This is a genomic window from Streptomyces anulatus (assembly GCF_000721175.1).
Lineage (GTDB): Bacteria > Actinomycetota > Actinomycetes > Streptomycetales > Streptomycetaceae > Streptomyces > Streptomyces anulatus_C.
This window is the reverse complement of record NZ_JOEZ01000059.1, coordinates 1-18,118: the sequence shown is the minus strand read 5'-3', so window position 1 is coordinate 18,118 and position 18,118 is coordinate 1. Positions and strand designations below refer to the sequence as shown.

The window sequence follows — 18,118 nt, the reverse complement described above, 5'->3', positions numbered from 1 at the left end:
CCCGGCTGGCTCCACACCTACAATCACCACCGCGGACACACCGCGCTCAAGGGCCAACCACCCGCCAGCCGCGTCCCCAACCTCACAGGGCAATACAACGCGCCCCGAAGCAGCACGTGTGGCACTGCTCTCTCCGCGCGGCACCCGGTGACCGCATCCTCGAAGACGGCGAGTGGGCGGACATCGCCCGTCGCGTTGTCGCGGCCACCGGCATCGCACCGGCGGACGACCCGGACGGCTGCCGCTGGATCGCCGTACGCCACGCCCCCGATCACATCCACATCGCCGCCACAAAGGTACGAGGTGACCTCCGCTCAGCACGTCACTGGAACGACTACCTCACCGCTGACCGCGAACTCGCAGCCATCGAGAAGGAATACGGGCTGCAACGGGTCATCCGCGGTGACCGCACTGCCGCCAAACGGCCCCAGCGCGCCGAACGGGAGAAGGCCCTGCGGAACGGCCATGCCAAGGCTGCCCGCGAACGCCTGCGGGCCGTGGTCCGCACAGCGGCGGCTGCCGCCACCGATACCAACGAGTTCCTCGGTCTGCTCACACACACCAAGGGAGTCCTCGTCGAGGTCCTGTACTTCCCCTCAGGAGAACCACGCGGCTACAAGGTCGCTCTGGAGAACGACCGGAACGCGAAGGCAGAACCGGTGTGGTTCTCCGGTTCCACGCTGGCGCCGGATCTCTCCCTCCCGAAGATCCAGAGCCGTCTCGCCGCAGCAGAGGTTCCATCGTCCGCCGAGGGGCACCTCAGGCCGCACCCATGGCATCAAGCCACCGCAGCCACCGAGCGCATCCCCCACCACCTCGACCAGCCGGACGCCGGAGCCGCCCAGGCCCACCTGGCCGCCTTCGGCGAAGCGCTCGACGCCGTAGCTCTCACCGCACCGCCGGACATTCGTACCGAACTCCGCTCAGCAGCCTCAGCTTTCGAGCGGGCGACCCGTTCGCGCGTCCGCGCCGAGCACCACCACGCTCGTGCTCTACGCGGCGCGGTCAAGGCGATGCTTCGCGAGCCGGCGCCGAAAGACGGAGCCGCCTTGGCGATGTTCCTCGACGCTGCGCTCCTCGCCGTCATCGCCGCCGCACGCTGGCACGACCGACGAGAGCACGAGCAACAGGTGGCCGCAGCCCACAAGAGCCTGCTCCACCTCCAGGCCGCCTACGACCACACGGCAGCCACGCCCCTCCTGGTCCTCGGCCAACGCCGACCGTCCCAGAATCTTGCGGACCAATACGTCCGCCTCATCCTCCAGGCCGCTCCGGCGCACGCCGATCAGATCCTCGCCGAATCTGCCTCGCAGGCGCTCACCACCGCATTGGCCGAGGCAGAGGCAGTGGGCCACGACCCCAAACGCCTGCTGCAGCAGGCAGCAGACGAACGAGCCCTCGACGACGCACGCTCCCCGGCACGCACCCTCACATGGCGCGTACATCGGCTCTCGCAGAGGCCGGCTCCCAGTCGACGAGCTCTGGCGGCACAGGCTCGCAGCACCGGACTACGCCACGTGCCCTCGCCCGAACCTGCGGCGACGGCCCCACCCACCATTTCCGCGTCTCGCCCTCGGCGGAGGTGATCGTCCAGGGGCTACCCCTCAGCGTGAACGAATCAACGGCTCTTCTCTGACCGGAGCTGGGAGAGGGTGTGCACGAACGGCAGGTCGAACTGGTCCTTGTCCCGCTCCCAGTAGGCGAGCACCCGAGCCGTGGCTTCGGCCATGTCCGTGGGCAGGTCAGCAGCGCGGAGCGTATCGGCGACCTCTTCCATCTCGGGCGCCCAGCGCCAGGCTCGGGCTGCCACGCTCGGTAGATACTCCGGATCGGAGAGGATCGCGGAGATCATGACCTCGGCTTCGGCTGTGAGCTGATCACCGACTCCATGGGCGTCGGCGAGCGCGTGAGCGACTCCGGCGAGGGTGCGGGCGGCCTTCTGGTAGCTGGAGAAGGCCATCTTCAGCGCGGAAGCGGAACCGGGTGTGTCCCCGACGCGGCACACGTGCAGCGCAGAGTCCGTGAACAGCGACGCCACCAGCTCGACGGCAGAGTCGGCCCCTGCGAGATAGAGCCGCGTGGCACGCCCCTCGCCTGGCGGCTGACCGAAAACAGCACCGTCGACAACTGCAGAGCCAGGGCGGGTCTCGTCAGCGATGCGCCGTACGCGTTGAGGGCTGATGGCGTTGACATCGGCGTACACCCCCGCGAAGCCGTGCGCGGCCACCGCCGCCGCAACGTCCTCCGCCGCCTGTGGTGGGCAGACCGAGAGAACGACCGCGCTTCTGGACAGCGCCTCCGCGAGCGAGTCGTACGCCGTGGCACCGGCCTCTCTCCCTCGGAGCCAGGTGTTCTCACTGCGGCCCTTGGTCACCGACAGCGCCTCATGGCCGCCGGCCACGAGCTCGGCGGTGATCGCCGCGCCCATGGTTCCAGGGTGGAGGACGGTCACGGTGATCACTGGCTGCCTCCGGCGGTGCGCGACGTGGAAAGTTCCTCATCCCCATGATCCGCTGTCGTTCGGCACCGGCGGCTTCGGAATCAATGCCTGATGGCCGTCTGGGCACTGATGGCGGACAGAAGTGGCTTCCGGTCTCGGACTCGCCGTTCAGGACGGGACAGCGGTACACGGGCCGCGGCCCCGACGGTCCTTGCAGCTCGTCTCACGCTGAAGCCGCGTCATGGGTACCGTGCAGGAGACGAACTCTGTACGGACAGACCGGCGGTCGCGCCGGATCGTCCGGCGGCCGGGAGGTGTCCTGATGCTGGAGGAAGCCGAGGAGATCGGCAAGCGCGCTCGCAGGGCGAGGCTGCGACTGGGCATGCCGCAGGCCGACCTGGCGACGGCCCTGGGGAAGTCACAGGGCTGGGTGTCGAAGATGGAACGGGGCCTGATCGAACTGGACCGGGTCGGGCTGCTCAACCAGGTGGCCGCGGAGCTGCACGTCCATCCGAACGACCTGATCGGACGCCCGTACAGCAGCTCCCCCGACGACAGCCAGTGGCAGATCGCCGCCTCGTCGATCCTGCGCGAGCTGCGCCGCTACGACCTCGTTCCCGTCTTCGACGGGGTTCCCCGACCGGCCTCACAGCTATGGCGTGAGGTGACCCGGCTGCACCGCCTGCGGGACACCGCCTCCAACGTCGCGATCCTCCGAGTTCTCCCGGACCTGTTCCGGGAAGCGCGCGCCCTGGCGGAGGAATCGGACGGACACGAGCGGGAGGAGGCGTACGCCATTTACGCCGTGTGCTGCAAGTTCGCACACACCGCCGCACACGCCCTCGGACACCCCGAGCTGGTGGCCATGGCGTGCGAACGGGCCGCGTGGTCAGCCAGGTTGTCGGGAGACCCGGTGCTGCCTGCCGTCGCCGACTGGATGCGCGTCTGGGACATGTGGGCGACCGCTGACTGGACCGACGCTCTGACCCTCTCGGACAAGGCGATCGCCTCGGTGCAACAGCCGTACGAGCAGGGTGACCCGCTGGCCGTGCGGGCTTGGGGCACGCTGCAGCTTCGGGCAGCCATCTCCGCCGCTCGGGCCAACCGCCCATCGGAAGCGGAGGACCGGATCGGACACGCGAAGGACGCGGCGGAACGCATGGACGCGTACGTCGGCGCACCGGTGTACGACCGGCATTCGCTGACGTTCTCCGCCGGAAACGTGCAGATCCACGCGATCAGCGTGGCCCTGGAAATGGGCAAGCAGGGCAAAGCTCTGGAGATAAACCGCCGCACCAGCCCAAGCCTGGTCGGGGCACTGCCCAACTCTCGTCAGGGACACCACCACATGGACGTCGCACGGGCCTGGCTGTGGGACGGAAACCGGGCAAAGGCCCTCACCGAGCTGGAGACGGCTGAGCGGATCGCGCCGCAGCTCGTACGGAACCACCCCATCGCCCGTTCGACGCTTCGCAGCATCGTCTACGCCGAACGAGCAGCCACGAGGGAGAAGCTGCGGCACATGTCCGACCGCTTTCACCTGGACGGATAGGGGTCGTATTCCTCCGGCTCATATTCGAGGACCGTCCTGTCCCTAACTTCGGGGCATGACGCGACGACGTTCTTCTCATCTTCCCTCGCAGGGAGTCGAGTTAGGTACGGCAGCACCGTTCGTTCCACGACTCGGCGACCTCGCCACGGACAGCGCTCGCAACGGCCGTGTCGGGGTCGTGGTCGCCCTCCCCGGTGAGGGCTCCGCTACGACGTACCACCTGCGTCCGCCCGGGGGCGGGGCCCCGTGGTCCGCGCCCGCCGACGGGACGACGCTCAGGCCCGTGCCGGTGAGGGCCACCCACGCCACGCTCCCGGCCGGGCAGGACGCGGTCTACGACCCGCGGGCCCGGCAGGGGTCGATTCCCGTCAAGTTCCACTTGGACGACGGCTCGACCCTCGATGGCGTGCTCATCCTCACCTCGGTCGAGCTGCAGTGGCTGCACCAGCAGACCAGCCGCCTCGTCGACACACACGAACGCGCCATCGGCGGCACCCAGTGACCGGGTGTCGACGACGCCACGCCCGAAAGGCCGCGCCGCGCACCGTACGCCCCGAAGGCGGAGGCATCGCGCTCACGCTTCTGGCCGTGGCCGGGCTGGTGGGCCCGGCCTGGGCACTGCGTGAGCAGGCCGCCCCGCTCCTCAACGGCCTCAGTCACCAGACCGCCGCAGTCTCAGCGGACGCGAGCTCGTCCTCCGACCGCTGACTCCGCTCCGCTGTCCGGGCCAATCGCCCACGTTCCCGGCCAACGGAGCCTGCCATGCGCCCGGAACATCCAGGCGTGATTCTCCAGGGAGAGATCATGGACATCCCGTACATCGTCATCGACCAGCTCACCCCCGACCAACAGCAGGTCTGGAAGACCTACTTCGGCGACGCCGACCGCCCCCGCTACATCGAGGAAGGCATCTGGCGCCGTACGCAGGAGAAGGCCACGGCCGAACAGAGCGGCTGGACAGCCGCCGACGACGCCCGGCGGCGGATCATCCACTACCGCTACCGGTACGGCCTGGTCCCCACCACCGCCGCGCCGGCCATCGGCCTGACCGACCTGTACCTCTACCACTCCGCTACCGCTCCAGCGGACGAGATCGACGCGCACCACGACGCCCTGTGGGACTCGCTCGCCACCGGCGGCTGGAAGGAGGCTCCCGGTGGATTCTTATGGACACGTCGGGATCTGAAGTGCCGGATCACCGAGCACGACATCCACCCCCAGGACGCGGCAGTGGGGCGTACCCTCCCCGTCGGCTACCGGAGCCTGGACGTGCAGATCGCCTCGGTGTCCTACGCGCCGCCGCCCGCTGTCCGACAGCTGCCGTGGAACGTCCTCTCCACCGGGATCAGGTGCAAGGACCGCCCCGGTACGCCGACCCGCGTCCCAGACCTGTCCGTCCTCGCGGACCTCCTGCCCTTCCAGGTGGAGATCGGCTGCGGTACGTCGGTCGAGGCAGGTATTCCGCCCCTGCACCGGCTCCACGAGATCTACCGGGTCACCGACCGCCAGGGGCACGAGCCGCGAGAGCACCGCTTCACCCTCTCCCCGACCGCTGACACGCTCCTCCACGAGGTGTTGACAGAGCCGGAGGAGAAGACGGCGGACTTCGTGGAGATGTTCCGTGCCTGCTTCCTGGCCGAACCGACTCCGGCCATGTGGGCGCTGAAGGAACTGAAGGACGCCGGGCACCTCGTCGGCCCGGTCATCACCAACAACTTCGACGTCCTCGCGGCGTGGGCCGGGCTCGACGAGTGCTTCATGCGCCGCTACGACCAGGCCGTACCCGACGTCGAGTGGGTGGACGGCGCCCAGGCCCTCCTCGTCGTCGGCCTGCACGCCGACCGACGCAAGGTCCAGGCACGCGCCCGCGCCCGCGGCATGCAGGTCGTCTACCTGGACCCGGAGGGCTTCTGGCGCGACGGCCAGTTCATGCCGTACCCGCTGGAAGGCCCCCAGGATGGCGACCTGGTGTGCCGGGCGACCGCCGCCGAGGCCCTGCCCGCCCTCGTCAACCTGCTCAAGCAGCAGGCTGGTTGATCCACCTGCACGAAGAGGGCCGCGCCGGGCGTTGGCGCTAGCGTGACGCACCCGGCCGGCCCGGACTCCCCTGGGCGGGCGAGGGACAAGGAAAGGAGCGTCGACCCATGCGCGTATCCGTCATCGGCTGTGGTCACCTGGGCATCCCCCACGCCGCTGCCATGGCCGAGATCGGCCACGAGGTCATCGGCGTGGACCTGGACCAGGCGAAGATCGACCGCCTCAACGCCGGCGAGTGCCCCATCTACGAGGACGGCCTGCCCGAACTCCTCAGCACCCACACCGCCACTGGACGCCTGCGGTTCACCTCCAGCCTCGCGGAGGCAGCCGAGTTCGCCGACATCCACTTCCTCGCCGTGGGCACGCCGATCGACGCGGACGGACGGAGCTACGACACCGGACAGGTCTTCGGCGCAGCCCGCGCCCTCGCCCCACACCTGACCCGCCCGACCATCATCGTCGGCAAGTCCACGGTCACCGTCGGCACCTCCCGCGACCTCGGTGCTCTCCTCGCCCGTCTCTCCCCGGCCGGTGAGGACGTGGAAGTCGTCTGGAACCCCGAGTTCCTGCGCGAGGGCCATGCCATCGACGACACCCTGCGCCCCGACCGCATCGTCGTTGGCGTCCCCTCGGCCCGCGCCGAGGACGCGGTACGCCAGGTCTACGCACCACTGCTCGCGAACGGCATCCCGCTGTTCGTGACCGACCCCGCCACCGCCGAACTCATCAAGGGCGCCGCCAACGCCTACCTCGGCATGAAGATCTCCTTCATCAACGGCGTCGCCGACATGTGCACCGCCGCCGGAGCCGACGTCCAGCAGCTCACCGAGGCCATCGGCCTGGACCCCCGCATCGGCCGCGGCGGCCTGAACGCCGGCCCCGGCTACGGCGGCGGCTGCCTCCCCAAGGACGTCCGCGCCTTCACCGCCTCCGCCCGAACCTTGGGTGCCAACGAGGCAGCGACCATGCTGCGGGCGGCGGAGGAGGTCAACGAATCCCGCCCCACCGCCGCACTGAAGCTCATCGAGCAGACGCTCGGCCGACCCGTCGACGGCGTACGCATCACCGTCTGGGGCGCCTCCTTCAAGGCCGGAACCGACGACGTCCGCGAATCCCCCGCCCTGGCGATCGCCGCACTCATGCACCAGCGCGGCGCGACCGTCACCGTCCACGACCCGCACGCCGTGCCCACAGCACTGCGCCGCCACCCCGAACTCGATTACTGCGAAAGCCTCGAAGGCTCAGTCGCTGCTGCCGAGTTGATTGTTCTGGCCACCGAATGGCCCCACTTCCGCGAGGCCGACCCCAAGTCCCTCGCCCCCCTGGTCGCGGACCCGGTCCTCGTCGACCTCCGCAACCTCATCGACGCCGACACCTGGCGCATGAGCGGATGGACCGTACGCCAGCTCGGACGACCCGCACAGGAATAGCCGAACCCATCGATCGGAGGTCCGACGTGGACACCCTGTGGGACAACATCGAGAAGCTCTCCGCCGTCTGCCGAGCGGCCGGCTCCCATCTCCCCGACGAGGAGCTGAAAGCCCTCCAGGTCGGCAAGGTCGCCGAGGAAGCCGGCGAGGCCATGCACGCCCTCCACGGCCTGAAGGGCCTCACCACCTGCGGCGACGACCACGACTGGTCCGAGGTCCAGAACGACCTGGTCGGCGCCGTCATCGCCGCCCTCCTGGCAATGCACTACATCGACCCCACGGGCGCCCGCGCCACCTTCGACGAGATCCTCCACCGCCGGACGCGAAGGGGCCGCGAGGCCGCCGCACCTGCGTCTGCCTGACAACTTCCGCACACGATCCTTCAGCCGCACCTGGTGCGTGCGGCTGAAGGACCGTGCGATCACGTGCCTCCACAGACCCGGGGACGAGTGATCGGGCTGGCAAAGATGGCGCCTCCGGCCAATTCGTGTCTCTCGCACCGAAACACTGGGCAAGATATCCGCACCAGAATCGGAGCTGGGGATCCGGCATGCCGCGGCTGAGTGGAAGTCAACAACGGTAAGGACGTCTCAGGTCCGCACTGGAAGGCGGAACTAGTCCAGAGCCGCCCATTTATGCCATCTCGGATCCGTTGCTCGCGAGGCGGCGTTTCAAACGCATGCAGTGCTCGTTAGCGGGCTCTCGCCTTAGCCCTTCAGTCACCCACCGGTCAGCAGCATCGGTGTCCTGCTCGTCGTGCATGCACAGCCAAGCAAGGCGGGATAGGTCGGTGGCGTCGCCTTCAGTGTGCCTATCTTCGAGAAGCTCACGCAATCGCCGCACTATGTGCCGCCGCTCGTCGGCCTCTAGTACGAGCTCTCTTCGACTCAATAGTCCGTTGAGTCGGGAGGCAGCGGAACTAAGGTCATGGAATGGCGGTTCGGCAAGTTCCGCAAGCCGCAGCCGGGCATTCATCTCCGCCAAAGGGTCATCTGTGGCGCGATAAAGCGTAACAAGCAAGCCCCAACCATATTGGTCATCCGGGCAATTCTCCAAGAAGCGGTTAACCGATCGAATCGCTTTAGAATTATCAGACATCTGATTGCGTTGAAATTCAGCCAAGGTCAGCCAAGCTTTGGGGTAACCCGTCGCCATATACTCGATTACGGATAGCTCTTGACTGATATTCTTCCCTATCTCCATCTGCTTCGCTGCCGACCTGGCCAGCCGCTCGATGCGTGAAGCTAGCCCATGAGCAGCGTCAGTCGTCGGGCCAAATCCTTGAATTAGCTTGAGATCGGAGTTGACAGCAATCCTTGCTGGACTCGTCACAAGCTTCTTCTTTCCGAAGATCGAAGCTGCAAGCGGTACAGAGAGGAACTCCTCACCTCCCGTTCCCTGCGATGACACCACCTCAACTAGCGATCGTTTTTCCAGGTCGCTTATGGCACCTTCCACATCAAAACGATCATTCTCTGGTCGCAGCAGCACGGCCTCAAGCCCGAGGCGGGGAACAAGTGAGCGCCAACCACAGAGTGTGAGAAAGACCCGCTGAGCTGCGGAAGAGAGTGACGCAAAGGAGCGCTCGAAGAGTGCATCGAGCATAGCGTCCTTGGCTGCGATAACCCTCTTGACGGCAACCCTGCGCCCCTCTTCGGCTACCTCACCCAGCAGCACCTTTGTGATGTAGGGATGTCCGTCCGACTCCAGAAAAAGCGCCTCCTCGTAACTCGCATCGACGAGATGAGAGATGCCCAATCTGCCCGCGATAGCTGCGACCAGTTCGGAGTATTCTCGGCGGCGCATGCCGCCAACTTCGATGGGGTAATCAGCCTTAAACTCGCGCGTACGAGTGGTGATGAGTACTTTATTTGGGAGCCTTACCGAATTACTAACGAACTGGTATAGCTCGGCCTGCTCCCGTACGGTCTCGAAGTTATCGAAGACAAATACGAATGGCCCCTCGTCGGCACTCCCAGAAAGACAATCAGCGAAATAAGTTCGCGCTTCCTTCGACTTGCGCGCAGTTGGGTTAGCCATCAATTGCGAGAAGTCCATAGCGATGTCGTCCGTGGAAAGGACATCGGGACGCACTATTTTGGGACCCTCGGGCAGCAAGTCGATATCCCTGGCACTGAACCAAACGATTCCGAAGAATTCGTCCATTCGAGATATTTTGTGCAGCACTTCTAGGGCAAGCGACGTCTTCCCTACGCCCCCCCGGCCTTGCAGGGTGATTACAGGGTAGCGGTCGTCGCAGAGCCGTTCAGTGAGTTGCTGCTCAAGTTCAGCTCGTTGTACATAGTGCTCGGGAAGAGGCGGCATATTGCTGAATAGGTTTCCCACATATGCCATGTCTGGCTGCGCTGCAGTCTCGCTACGCGGCTGAGCTTCAACGGGTAGGAGGTAGGGGGCCCCGTCTCCGGGACGCCTCTCGTCGCTGATGTAGGAGAGAGTCTCGTATTTGCCATTCCGGAAGTTTCCGTTAGGCAAGAAGAAATCTGTGAGATCAGGGTCTGTGAAAAGCAGCTCACTGGCTCGTGGGCCATCAAGATCAACGTACGCGCCGTCGGGAAGACTATGCTCGCTTTCACGCGCCAGATAAGTGAAGCTCTCCTGACCGTTGCCGAATGGGCTTATCCTATACCTGCCTGACAGATTACGTCGGAGGTGAACCCACGATCGACTAAAAGCTGGCGCATTTTCAATGACCGCATTAAGCGATTCCGCCAGTTGAGGACAAATAGTGGAAAGCGCCGCCCCGCGGGGCGCTCCATGACCACGAGTTCGGTTACGCAGCCAGCTGAAGTCGTGGGCCCACCTGCGGAAGCTCACCTTCTTCCCGGACATGTCCTCGTAGCTTGCGTCCAAGCAGATGCAGACAGCGTTAAGGGTGTCGACTGCTCTACGCTGCCAACTCTCGCTGTCCGGACCGAAGGCGGTAGTGATCGCGCGCTGTGAATCTCGGCCTGCAGGCACCAAGTGCTGGCTGGCTGGGCCGGAGGCCAGTTGGTCTAGTAGCTCGGCCCATTTCCCTATGCTGTCCGCCCTGACTAGCTCTGAGATGGCTGCGTAGCGGTGACGCTCGCGGTCTGTCTGAAGCGCGGCAAGAAGCTCCACAGCGAGCACCTTGACGAGCATTTCGCCGAGGTAGAGGAGATCGAAGAAGTATGCGGTGTCCGACTCTTGCCGTGCTAGGTTTGCTCGCTCGAGCATGCGGTTGACGGGAAGAAACGCCGTTTTGCTCATAGGTCCCCCTGCTTCACCGCGTCCATGACCTGACACGGGACTCAGCGCACCGGCCGTGTCCCCCCGGACGCCTGATGGGCCCTCATCCTATGCGCCGGGAGTCTCTGTGCTAAGTAGTAGACAGCTGCGTGTGCCGATCGGTCCGGAAGAGGAACTCAGTTCACCGAGGTCCGTTGAGGTGATCGAGAGCCGTGCTGCATCGTGGGCTCACCGTCGTGGGCGAGATCCCCCCGACTGGCGAGGGGGCGGCGACGATAGGCGGGCTCTTCCGAGTCTCAGCCCGAGAGAGAGCTGCACCGCGAGCACTGGCTCCGCACCCTCAGCTACACACGCGTGTGTGGACGGTCTCCGCATCCGTGTCTCTCTGCCCCCACCAGGCCGGCGCCCGGCACGCACCCTAGCGAGGTTTTTTTGCCTGCCAGCCTCGTGCCCCATCCGTGCCCAGCAGAGCGGACAACAGCGGTCAGATGCAGCTTCCATGGACCGCGGCCATCCAAACTGCACTCCGAAAATTCGCAGGTCAGGGACTCTTCGGATGCTCAAGCACCGCTGATTCCCAAGCTCAGAGCGCGAGTTCGATTCTCGTCACCCGCTCTTCCATGAGGCCCCAGGTCAGCGACCTGGGGCCTCATCGTTGTCTAGACCTGATCAGGAACCGCGCACCACCTTTGCACCACCTGGTCCCTCGCGCAGCGTCCAACGGCACCGGCTAACCATGGATTCGTCGACGCCACTGGTGCGTAGGCGTCGCCAAGTCCATCAACCGGGTAACGAGGTATCCCACCCCGACCGACGCCGGCAGTGCAGCCATTACGATCGCGCGCATGCCTCCGCACCCTCACCTTCCCGCTGTCATCGACGCCGCCAACGCCTTATCTGCCGGGCTGCAAAACCCTTCGCTGCTGGTGGGCCTTCACCGCGACATCGACGGCTTGACCGGGAAGGACGGCAAGTCGCTCGGGCGCTCGACGAAGCAGTACGCCCTGCGGTGGGGAATCTTCACGATGTCCTACGCGGCCGTCGAAGCCTTCTTCAACGACGTCCTTGCCCTCGATCCGTCCCAGACGCGGCATCTCCCGCTCAACCCGGACAAGCTCCGCCACGTAGGGCAGCAGCACGCGGTCCGGCTCTTCACCAACGACTGGGGAGTTCGTACGAGAATTCTGGGCAATGCCCCCGGCAACCGATCGCGTTGGACGGCTTACGTGGGCACCCAAGGGGTGCAGCTGTACCTCGCCGACATGAAGAACCTCCGCGACATCCTGAGCCACGGAGGGGACCCATACGCGGTGTCGAACCGCTCTGGAGCGTTGTGGCCCCTGAAGAGCGGCAGGCACTCGATGCGCCTCATGGGCGCTGAAGGCTTCATCCAAGCGTGCTGTGACCTCGCCTCGCAAACCGTGCTCGCCTTCGGTGGGGACTCTGCCGACCTTCCCAAGTGGCCAGAGCCTGAGCGGTCGGGACTTTCTGCGGAACGGCGTCCGTCGCTGCCGCTGTTGGACTGATCACATCCGCCCGGCTACCTGCTCCATCGCTCATCGTTGTCCAGTTCACTGACGGACGCCGCTGTCCGCTGCTGTACACGGCTCAGAGCGCGAGTTCGATTCTCGTCACCCGCTCTTTAATGAAGGCCCAGGTCAGTGACCTGGGCCTTGTTTCTGTTCCGGCTGCTACGGCTCTGCGTCGAGGACTCGGGCGGCTTCGCGAGGGTCCATCAGGTTGGACCAGGCTTGTTCGGCGGGGAGCAGGTCCCGCTCCGGCAGGGCGTATTCGGGGTACCAGCCGTCGGCCTCACAGCCGGGGACGTTGCGCAGGATCAAAGTGGCGAGGTTCGGCGGGACCGAACCCGTGATCCGCACCGCGAGGTAGGTTTCGTGACCGTCGTCGGCGCGGACCTGAAGGCCGATGGTGAAGGTGTCGAAATCCACCGTGTGCTCCTCGCCGTCCCGGAGGGTAGAACGGCTCAGGGTCAGAACCGTGGTCCGGAGCCGCCTGACGAAACGGACTCCCGCTTCGGCGCGATAGCGGACGTGGTCGTCGCGAGTGGGGAGCAAGTGGGCGGTGTACGTGGCGGACTTGAGTGCGTCGGCGTTGCCGGCGTTGTAGCGGGTTCGGGCGGTCTTGCCGTCAGCTTCGAGAGCGGCGTAGAAGTCGTCGGTGGAGCCGTCCTCGCGGCGGCCGGCCGCCACCAGCCACGGAAGATCGGCGTCCACCCAGACCGCCCCGCGCCAGCGCTGGACCTTCACCTTGAACAACACCTGGTCATCGACAGCGCGAATGCGCTCATGCTTGGCATCGTCCGCCGCGAACTGCTCGGCGGTCTTCGCCAGGATCGGGTGCTCGATCCCGTCGAGGGGGTCGGTCACCGCCGGCAGGGGGAGTCCGAGGTCATCGCATAGACATCGCAGGGTGGGCCTGGCGGGACGCATCGCAGCGGGACCAGTCATTCGTCGATCCCGCCGACCGCGTCGATCTCCTCCGATGTCAGCCCGGTCAGGAGCATGACGTCCGACTTCAGGGAGCCGTCCAGGACGCTGAGCGCCTCCACCATGCCCTCACGCAAATCCTCACGCCTCTGGTCCAGATAGACCCGTACCGCCTCCGCGACCAGGTCCTTCTTCGTCAGGCCCAGGAAATGCGCGCCCTGGCTGATCAACTTGTCCGTCGCCGGGTCCACCTTGAGCGGCGACTGCCGGGGCGGCTTCGAAGCCGTGGTCATAAATCCCACCTCCACATCTACGGTACCTTAGTACCTCACATTGCCTCGCTGGTGACCGCACTGAGACGCGGTCCGCCGACCGCCCGTATCGCCAGGGATGAAATCGCACGACGGCAAGCGCCTGATCCAGCACGGTGACGCTTCCCCGCTCACGGCACGGCGGCATCGATCACCCTCGTGCCCCATCCGTGCCCTTCGGAGCGGATAGCAGCGGTCAAGTACGGTGGCCAGAGACCACACCAGCCTCGACCGATCCAGCCAAACATGCAGGTCAGAGCGACTACTGCCGTTCAAGCACCGCTGATTCCCAAGCTCAGAGCGCGAGTTCGATTCTCGTCACCCGCTCCACGAAAAGCCCCAGGCCAGCGGCCGGGGGCTTTTTTGATGCCACAAGCCCGATCAGGCACCCCGCGCCCGCTCCGCACCCGACGTGCCCGTCGGCTTCTTCCGGTCGCCCGCACCTCACGGGCACGTATGTCAACTATGATAGTTGCTATATGCTTCAGCATATGGAGACGAAGACGTACACAACCATCGACCTGCGCAAGGGGATGGGCGAGATCCTGGACCGGACCCGGATCGCCGGTGAGGCCGCCGCCATCACCCGCAAGGGAAAGACGGTCGCCTACCTGGTGCCGGCCGAGTGGTTCGAGCAGATGGCCCGCGGGCACGAGTCGCACGAGGACCGACACGAGGCGGCCTGACCCACCCTCCACACCAAGGAGCACGAACCATGCCCGCCCACGCACTCCACTTCGATGGGTACGAGGGGGAACCCCTGCGCTTGCCGCCCATGCCCGAACACACGCCTCAAGCACTTCGGTTGGCGATTCAGGAACACACTCCGCACCTCCTCCCGGACTTTGAGGCGCACTGGAAGCGCGTCATCGGCGACGCCTTCAACATCACGCCCGTGCCCGCCTTCATGCGCCTGTGGTGGACGCAGTACGCCATCGCCCGGAATCCCGTCCTCGACTCGCACCTTCGCGACCTCGAAGCCCGCGCCGCCAAGTCCGAGGACCCCGAGGAGTCCATCCGGCTTCTGGAGGAGTACAGCCGCCTCCGGCACGAAGCCGCTGAGAGGAAGCCCGGAGAGTGATCGACGAACCACTCCGGCCGCCTTGGCAAATGGACTGGACAAAGCAGGCGCAGCACGACTTTCAGAACATGCCTGCTAAAGGCAGTGACCTGGTCATGAGCGCCCGTGCCGAACTGATCACGGCCGAAGACCCGTACTTCCGGGGGATCGACGCCGGTGCCTCGCTCCCGCACTGGATGACCGTCCGGCCTCTGGCCTCTACAAGCCCCGGCGGCCCCCACATCGTGGACCTGGCCGGCGGACGCGGCTGGCTCATCTACACCTTCATGCGGCGCCACGCCGATCCCCAGATCATCGTCACCGAAGCCTTCTGGGCCTGACGTCTGCGCCACCGGAGCGTCTGCAGCACAGGTGGCTCCCGTTCCGTTTTCCGTCAGCCGCTCCAGCACAGGGCCTCAGACTGATGACCCGCCGTCGGCGTGCCCCATCCGTGCCCAGCGGAGCGGACAACAGCGGTCAGGTACGGCTCCCCGAGACCGTAGCCATACACCTCGTCCTGCGCGAAAGTGCAGGTCAGAGCCTCTTCAACGGTCCAAGAACCGCTGATTTCCAAGCTCAGAGCGCGAGTTCGACTCTCGTCACCCGCTCCACGGCCAAGGCCCTGGCCATCGACCCGGGCCTTCTTGTTGTCCGGACCCCTTCCGCGCGACCGCGCCCTCCGCACCTCATAGCTCGACTCCGGCCATGGCCAGGCAATCCGCACGATCGGCGTTGCGCCGAGGCGGGTGTCAACCTGGCCCGTGGCGCACGGCTGTCTGACGGGTCTCTTGCACTGCGCCCGGCTGCTCCGCGGCATCGTCCCGGCCTCGCCCCTCATGGCGAGTACACAGCCGCGGGCCCTCAGCGATCACGCGCAACTCCGGCCACGGGTGCCGCAGGAGGGCGGATCGCTCACTGACCTCTGATCCTGGACATACAAGACCGACCACCGGGGGTGCCGGGCGGAGAGACCCTCCGAGTCGCCCATGGCGCCGGCCTGGCCCTTACCGTTGGTGCCGCGTGGATGTCCCCGAGGCTGTCGAGTTGAGCATCCGACTCATGGGCGTAGCGTGGAAGGGAACCAGGCCAGGAGCAGCCGGGTCGGAGAGGGGCCGGGGGAGCATGGGGCGACCGGTGCTGAGGGCTGGGTATCTGGGGAGCTCGCGGCAACGACGCGCAAGGAGTGAGGTTGGTGAACAACTCATCGATCGAACGGTTGCGGGAACGCGTACGGGGGCCGGTAGTCACTCCTGACAGCGATGGCTACGACGAGGCGCGCAAGGTCTACAACGCCATGATCGACCGGCGACCGGCTGCCGTCGTGCAGTGTGCCAATGCGGGTGATGTCATGGCTGCGGTCGATTTCGCACGTGACAACGAGCTGGACCTCGCGGTACGTGGAGGTGGGCACAGTGTGCCCGGCTTCGGTACCTGCGACGACGGCGTGGTGGCCGATCTGTCCGGCATGCGAGGCGTCCGCGTCGATCCCGAGCGACGCACCGCGCGTGTGGACGGCGGAGCGACCTGGGGCGACTTCGACGCGGCGACGCACGCGTTCGGTCTGGCGACCACGGGCGGTATCGTCTCCACCACCGGCGTCGCGGGACTCACCCTCGGTGGCGGCATCGGATACCTCACCCGCAGCCTGGGCCTGAGCTGCGACAACCTGATCTCGGCCGATGTGGTGACTGCGGAGGGCAAGCTACTCGTCGCGAGCGAGCAAGAACACGACGACCTCTTCTGGGCCATCCGCGGCGGCGGCGGTAACTTCGGCGCGGTGACATCGTTCGAGTTCCGGCTCAGTCCGGTCAAGGACATCTATGGCGGGCCCATCCTGTACGAGTTGGAAGATGCCGGCACGGTTCTGCGTTCGTTCCGCGAACTCATCGCTGACGCCCCGGAGGAACTCGGCGGCTTCCCCGCCTTCCAGATCGCCCCACCTCTGCCGTTCATACCTGAGAACCGGCACGGCGACACCTTCATCCTGATCGTCGCGTGCTGGGCCGGCCCCATGGATGAGGGAGAGCGCGCCGTTCAGCGGTTCCGCGATATCGCACCGGTGGTTGCCGAGCACGTAGGCCCGATGCCGTACTCCGCGCTCAACAGCGCGTTCGACGCGCTGGTGCCGCCTGGCCTGCAGCACTACTGGAAGGCCAACTTCGTGACAGAGCTCAGTGATGCGGCGATCACAGCACACCTCGATCACGGGCCTCGGCTACCCGCCATGAACTCGACGGTGCACATCTACCCGATCAACGGTGCCTGTCACCGCGTGGCACCGCAGGACACGGCCTTCGCCTACCGGGATGCCACGTTCGCCACCGTCATCGCCGGAATGTGGCCGGACCCTGCCGACAACAAGGCCAACACCGCCTGGGTGCGTGACTACTACCAGGCCACCGCTCCGCACTCGGAGGAAGGCGGGTACATCAACTTCATGGCCGAGGACGACCAGGACCGGATCAGGGCCAACTACCGAGGCAACTACGAACGCCTCGTAGAGGTCAAGAGGGCTTACGACCCCAGCAACCTGTTCCACGTGAACCAGAACATCAAGCCGTAGGGGTGACCGGCGTCCGCATGGGACATGGGAACGGACGTACCTGAGCGGCTGGGCTCACCCCCGAGGCATCGTCCAAGAGAGGCAGACGCGAGCACCCTCACTCGGGAACGTGGCGCAAGCGGGTGGCCCGCCGGATCCGGCATCAACTGTTGTGCAAGGGCCTGTGAGGACTTGACCAAACCCGATGCACCGCCAACCCTCGTGCCCCATCCGTGCCCAGCAGAGCGGACAACAGCGGTCAGATACGGCCCCCAGAGCCCATGGCCATACACCCCGCCCAGCGGAAAAGTACAGGTCAGAGCCCCTTCAACGGCCCAGGACCGCTGATTCCCAAGCTCAGAGCGCCAGTTCGACTCTCGTCACCCGCTCCACGAGAAAGCCCCAGGCCAGCGGCCGGGGGCTTCTTTGCTGTCTGGACCAAGGTATCTCGTGTCATATCCATGCCAGATGCCTGGCTTCCGCCGCTTCAAACCGGCCCGCACGAGCTGGTCGAGGCCGGCCGCAACCTCGCGCTGCCGCTCCAGGTCAGAATGCTGATAGATGAGCGAGGCCCGCTCGGTGGACCGTCCCGCGCGCACCATCGTTTCCTTCAGCGTGGCCCCGGACCGAGTCGTCAGGGTGTGCCCGGTGTGACGAAGATCGTAGAAGCCGCTTGCCCGCTTCCGACTTGGTGGGCACTTCCGCCCGCTTGCCCACGGTCAACTCGGGGGCAGCCTGTTTGACGCGGGCAGTGAGGTTGTCCAAGTCGATGCCCTTTCGGCGTAGCTCTGCCTGTTCCTCGGGGCGGAGAGGCCCGTACGCGCCGAGGTAGACCATCAGCCGCCCGCGGGGGCCCGAGGGCGTCGGCGAGTGCGTCGACCTGGTCGACGGTGGCGACGGGTCGTTCGGCCGCGGTTCCTTTCCCACGCCCCGGAAACGACAGACGTTGCGGAATTGCGTGCGAAGTCTGGTCTAGTGTCCTGAGTCGTTAATTCGTGTGCAGTATGCGGCGAGGGTGTCGAGGATGTCGTCGGCGGTCTTTGTCCAGATGAACGGCTTGGGGTTCTTGTT

At 65.9% G+C, this 18,118-nt stretch carries 14 protein-coding genes and 3 pseudogenes; 12 read left to right on the top strand and 5 right to left on the bottom strand.

The genetic code is table 11. The features are described 5' to 3' along the window. Together IG90_RS44085 and IG90_RS0137370 are read left to right on the top strand one after the other, a co-directional pair. Positions 1 to 99 (top strand): annotated as a pseudogene (locus tag IG90_RS44085) (IS481 family transposase); the annotation flags it as partial. Beyond that, positions 93 to 1,586, top strand: a pseudogene (locus IG90_RS0137370) (relaxase/mobilization nuclease domain-containing protein); the annotation flags it as partial. The pseudogenes IG90_RS44085 and IG90_RS0137370, both read left to right, overlap by 7 nt. A 32-nt stretch (positions 1,587 to 1,618) precedes the next feature. On the opposite strand, the gene IG90_RS0137365 reads toward IG90_RS0137370, so the two are convergent. Beyond that, complete coding sequence (locus tag IG90_RS0137365) at positions 1,619 to 2,461, bottom strand: NAD(P)-dependent oxidoreductase (protein ID WP_030595236.1); 843 nt, start codon at positions 2,459 to 2,461, stop codon at positions 1,619 to 1,621. A 301-nt stretch (positions 2,462 to 2,762) separates the two neighbouring features. On the opposite strand from IG90_RS0137365, the gene IG90_RS0137360 reads away from it, so the two are divergent. The 5 genes from IG90_RS0137360 to IG90_RS0137335 all read left to right on the top strand — a co-directional run bounded on the left by IG90_RS0137360 (position 2,763) and on the right by IG90_RS0137335 (position 7,821). Next, positions 2,763 to 3,992, top strand: a complete 1,230-nt coding sequence (locus IG90_RS0137360; protein ID WP_030595233.1) for a helix-turn-helix domain-containing protein — start codon at positions 2,763 to 2,765, stop codon at positions 3,990 to 3,992. Between the two features lie 283 nt (positions 3,993 to 4,275). Beyond that, positions 4,276 to 4,494 (top strand): hypothetical protein, encoded by a 219-nt coding sequence (locus IG90_RS0137355; RefSeq protein WP_030595230.1) that lies wholly within the window; start codon positions 4,276 to 4,278, stop codon positions 4,492 to 4,494. A gap of 302 nt (positions 4,495 to 4,796) precedes the next feature. Beyond that, positions 4,797 to 6,029, top strand: a complete 1,233-nt coding sequence (locus tag IG90_RS0137345; protein ID WP_030595223.1) for a hypothetical protein — start codon at positions 4,797 to 4,799, stop codon at positions 6,027 to 6,029. 107 nt (positions 6,030 to 6,136) lie between these two features. After that, on the top strand, positions 6,137 to 7,459 hold the full coding sequence (locus IG90_RS0137340; protein ID WP_030595220.1) for a UDP-glucose dehydrogenase family protein: 1,323 nt from the start codon (positions 6,137 to 6,139) through the stop codon (positions 7,457 to 7,459). A gap of 26 nt (positions 7,460 to 7,485) precedes the next feature. Further along, complete coding sequence (locus IG90_RS0137335) at positions 7,486 to 7,821, top strand: MazG-like family protein (RefSeq protein ID WP_030595217.1); 336 nt, start codon at positions 7,486 to 7,488, stop codon at positions 7,819 to 7,821. A gap of 271 nt (positions 7,822 to 8,092) precedes the next feature. Here IG90_RS0137335 and IG90_RS44080 read toward each other — a convergent pair whose 3' ends face one another. Next, positions 8,093 to 10,708 (bottom strand): NB-ARC domain-containing protein, encoded by a 2,616-nt coding sequence (locus tag IG90_RS44080; RefSeq protein ID WP_106973033.1) that lies wholly within the window; start codon positions 10,706 to 10,708, stop codon positions 8,093 to 8,095. A gap of 824 nt (positions 10,709 to 11,532) precedes the next feature. Here IG90_RS44080 and IG90_RS0137330 point away from each other — a divergent pair. After that, positions 11,533 to 12,213, top strand: coding sequence for a hypothetical protein (locus IG90_RS0137330; RefSeq protein ID WP_030595214.1), 681 nt, complete (start codon positions 11,533 to 11,535; stop codon positions 12,211 to 12,213). Positions 12,214 to 12,378: 165 nt separating this feature from the next. Here IG90_RS0137330 and IG90_RS0137325 read toward each other — a convergent pair whose 3' ends face one another. Then, positions 12,379 to 13,074, bottom strand: coding sequence for a hypothetical protein (locus IG90_RS0137325; protein ID WP_225994950.1), 696 nt, complete (start codon positions 13,072 to 13,074; stop codon positions 12,379 to 12,381). Between the two features lie 77 nt (positions 13,075 to 13,151). Continuing rightward, entirely contained in the window at positions 13,152 to 13,427 is a 276-nt protein-coding gene (locus IG90_RS0137320; protein WP_030595208.1) for a hypothetical protein, read from the bottom strand. 509 nt (positions 13,428 to 13,936) lie between these two features. Here IG90_RS0137320 and IG90_RS0137315 point away from each other — a divergent pair. The 4 genes from IG90_RS0137315 (at position 13,937) to IG90_RS0137300 (ending at position 17,068) form a co-directional block, all read left to right on the top strand. Further along, positions 13,937 to 14,131, top strand: a complete 195-nt coding sequence (locus tag IG90_RS0137315) for a type II toxin-antitoxin system Phd/YefM family antitoxin (protein ID WP_030595204.1) — start codon at positions 13,937 to 13,939, stop codon at positions 14,129 to 14,131. 29 nt (positions 14,132 to 14,160) lie between these two features. Continuing rightward, entirely contained in the window at positions 14,161 to 14,526 is a 366-nt protein-coding gene (locus IG90_RS0137310; protein ID WP_030595201.1) for a hypothetical protein, read from the top strand. Beyond that, entirely contained in the window at positions 14,523 to 14,846 is a 324-nt protein-coding gene (locus IG90_RS0137305) for a hypothetical protein (RefSeq protein WP_030595198.1), read from the top strand. Before IG90_RS0137310 ends, IG90_RS0137305 begins: the two co-directional genes overlap by 4 nt. A gap of 842 nt (positions 14,847 to 15,688) precedes the next feature. Further along, positions 15,689 to 17,068: an FAD-binding oxidoreductase gene (locus IG90_RS0137300; RefSeq protein WP_030595195.1), complete on the top strand. Its 1,380-nt coding sequence runs from the start codon at positions 15,689 to 15,691 to the stop codon at positions 17,066 to 17,068. A gap of 359 nt (positions 17,069 to 17,427) precedes the next feature. On the opposite strand, the pseudogene IG90_RS46490 reads toward IG90_RS0137300, so the two are convergent. Further along, positions 17,428 to 17,998, bottom strand: a pseudogene (locus tag IG90_RS46490) (site-specific integrase); the annotation flags it as partial. Between the last annotated feature and the right edge of the window lie 120 nt (positions 17,999 to 18,118).

What these genes read in the sequence shown, in the direction of transcription:
- IG90_RS0137360 (WP_030595233.1), top strand. Translation starts at nt 2,763, where the DNA reads ATGCTGGAGGAAGCCGAGGAGATCGGCAAGCGCGCTCGCAGGGCGAGG.
- IG90_RS0137345 (WP_030595223.1), top strand. Translation starts at nt 4,797, where the DNA reads ATGGACATCCCGTACATCGTCATCGACCAGCTCACCCCCGACCAACAG.
- IG90_RS0137340 (WP_030595220.1), top strand. Translation starts at nt 6,137, where the DNA reads ATGCGCGTATCCGTCATCGGCTGTGGTCACCTGGGCATCCCCCACGCC.
- IG90_RS44080 (WP_106973033.1), bottom strand. Translation starts at nt 10,708, where the DNA reads ATGAGCAAAACGGCGTTTCTTCCCGTCAACCGCATGCTCGAGCGAGCA.
- IG90_RS0137330 (WP_030595214.1), top strand. Translation starts at nt 11,533, where the DNA reads ATGCCTCCGCACCCTCACCTTCCCGCTGTCATCGACGCCGCCAACGCC.
- IG90_RS0137320 (WP_030595208.1), bottom strand. Translation starts at nt 13,427, where the DNA reads ATGACCACGGCTTCGAAGCCGCCCCGGCAGTCGCCGCTCAAGGTGGAC.
- IG90_RS0137315 (WP_030595204.1), top strand. Translation starts at nt 13,937, where the DNA reads ATGGAGACGAAGACGTACACAACCATCGACCTGCGCAAGGGGATGGGC.
- IG90_RS0137310 (WP_030595201.1), top strand. Translation starts at nt 14,161, where the DNA reads ATGCCCGCCCACGCACTCCACTTCGATGGGTACGAGGGGGAACCCCTG.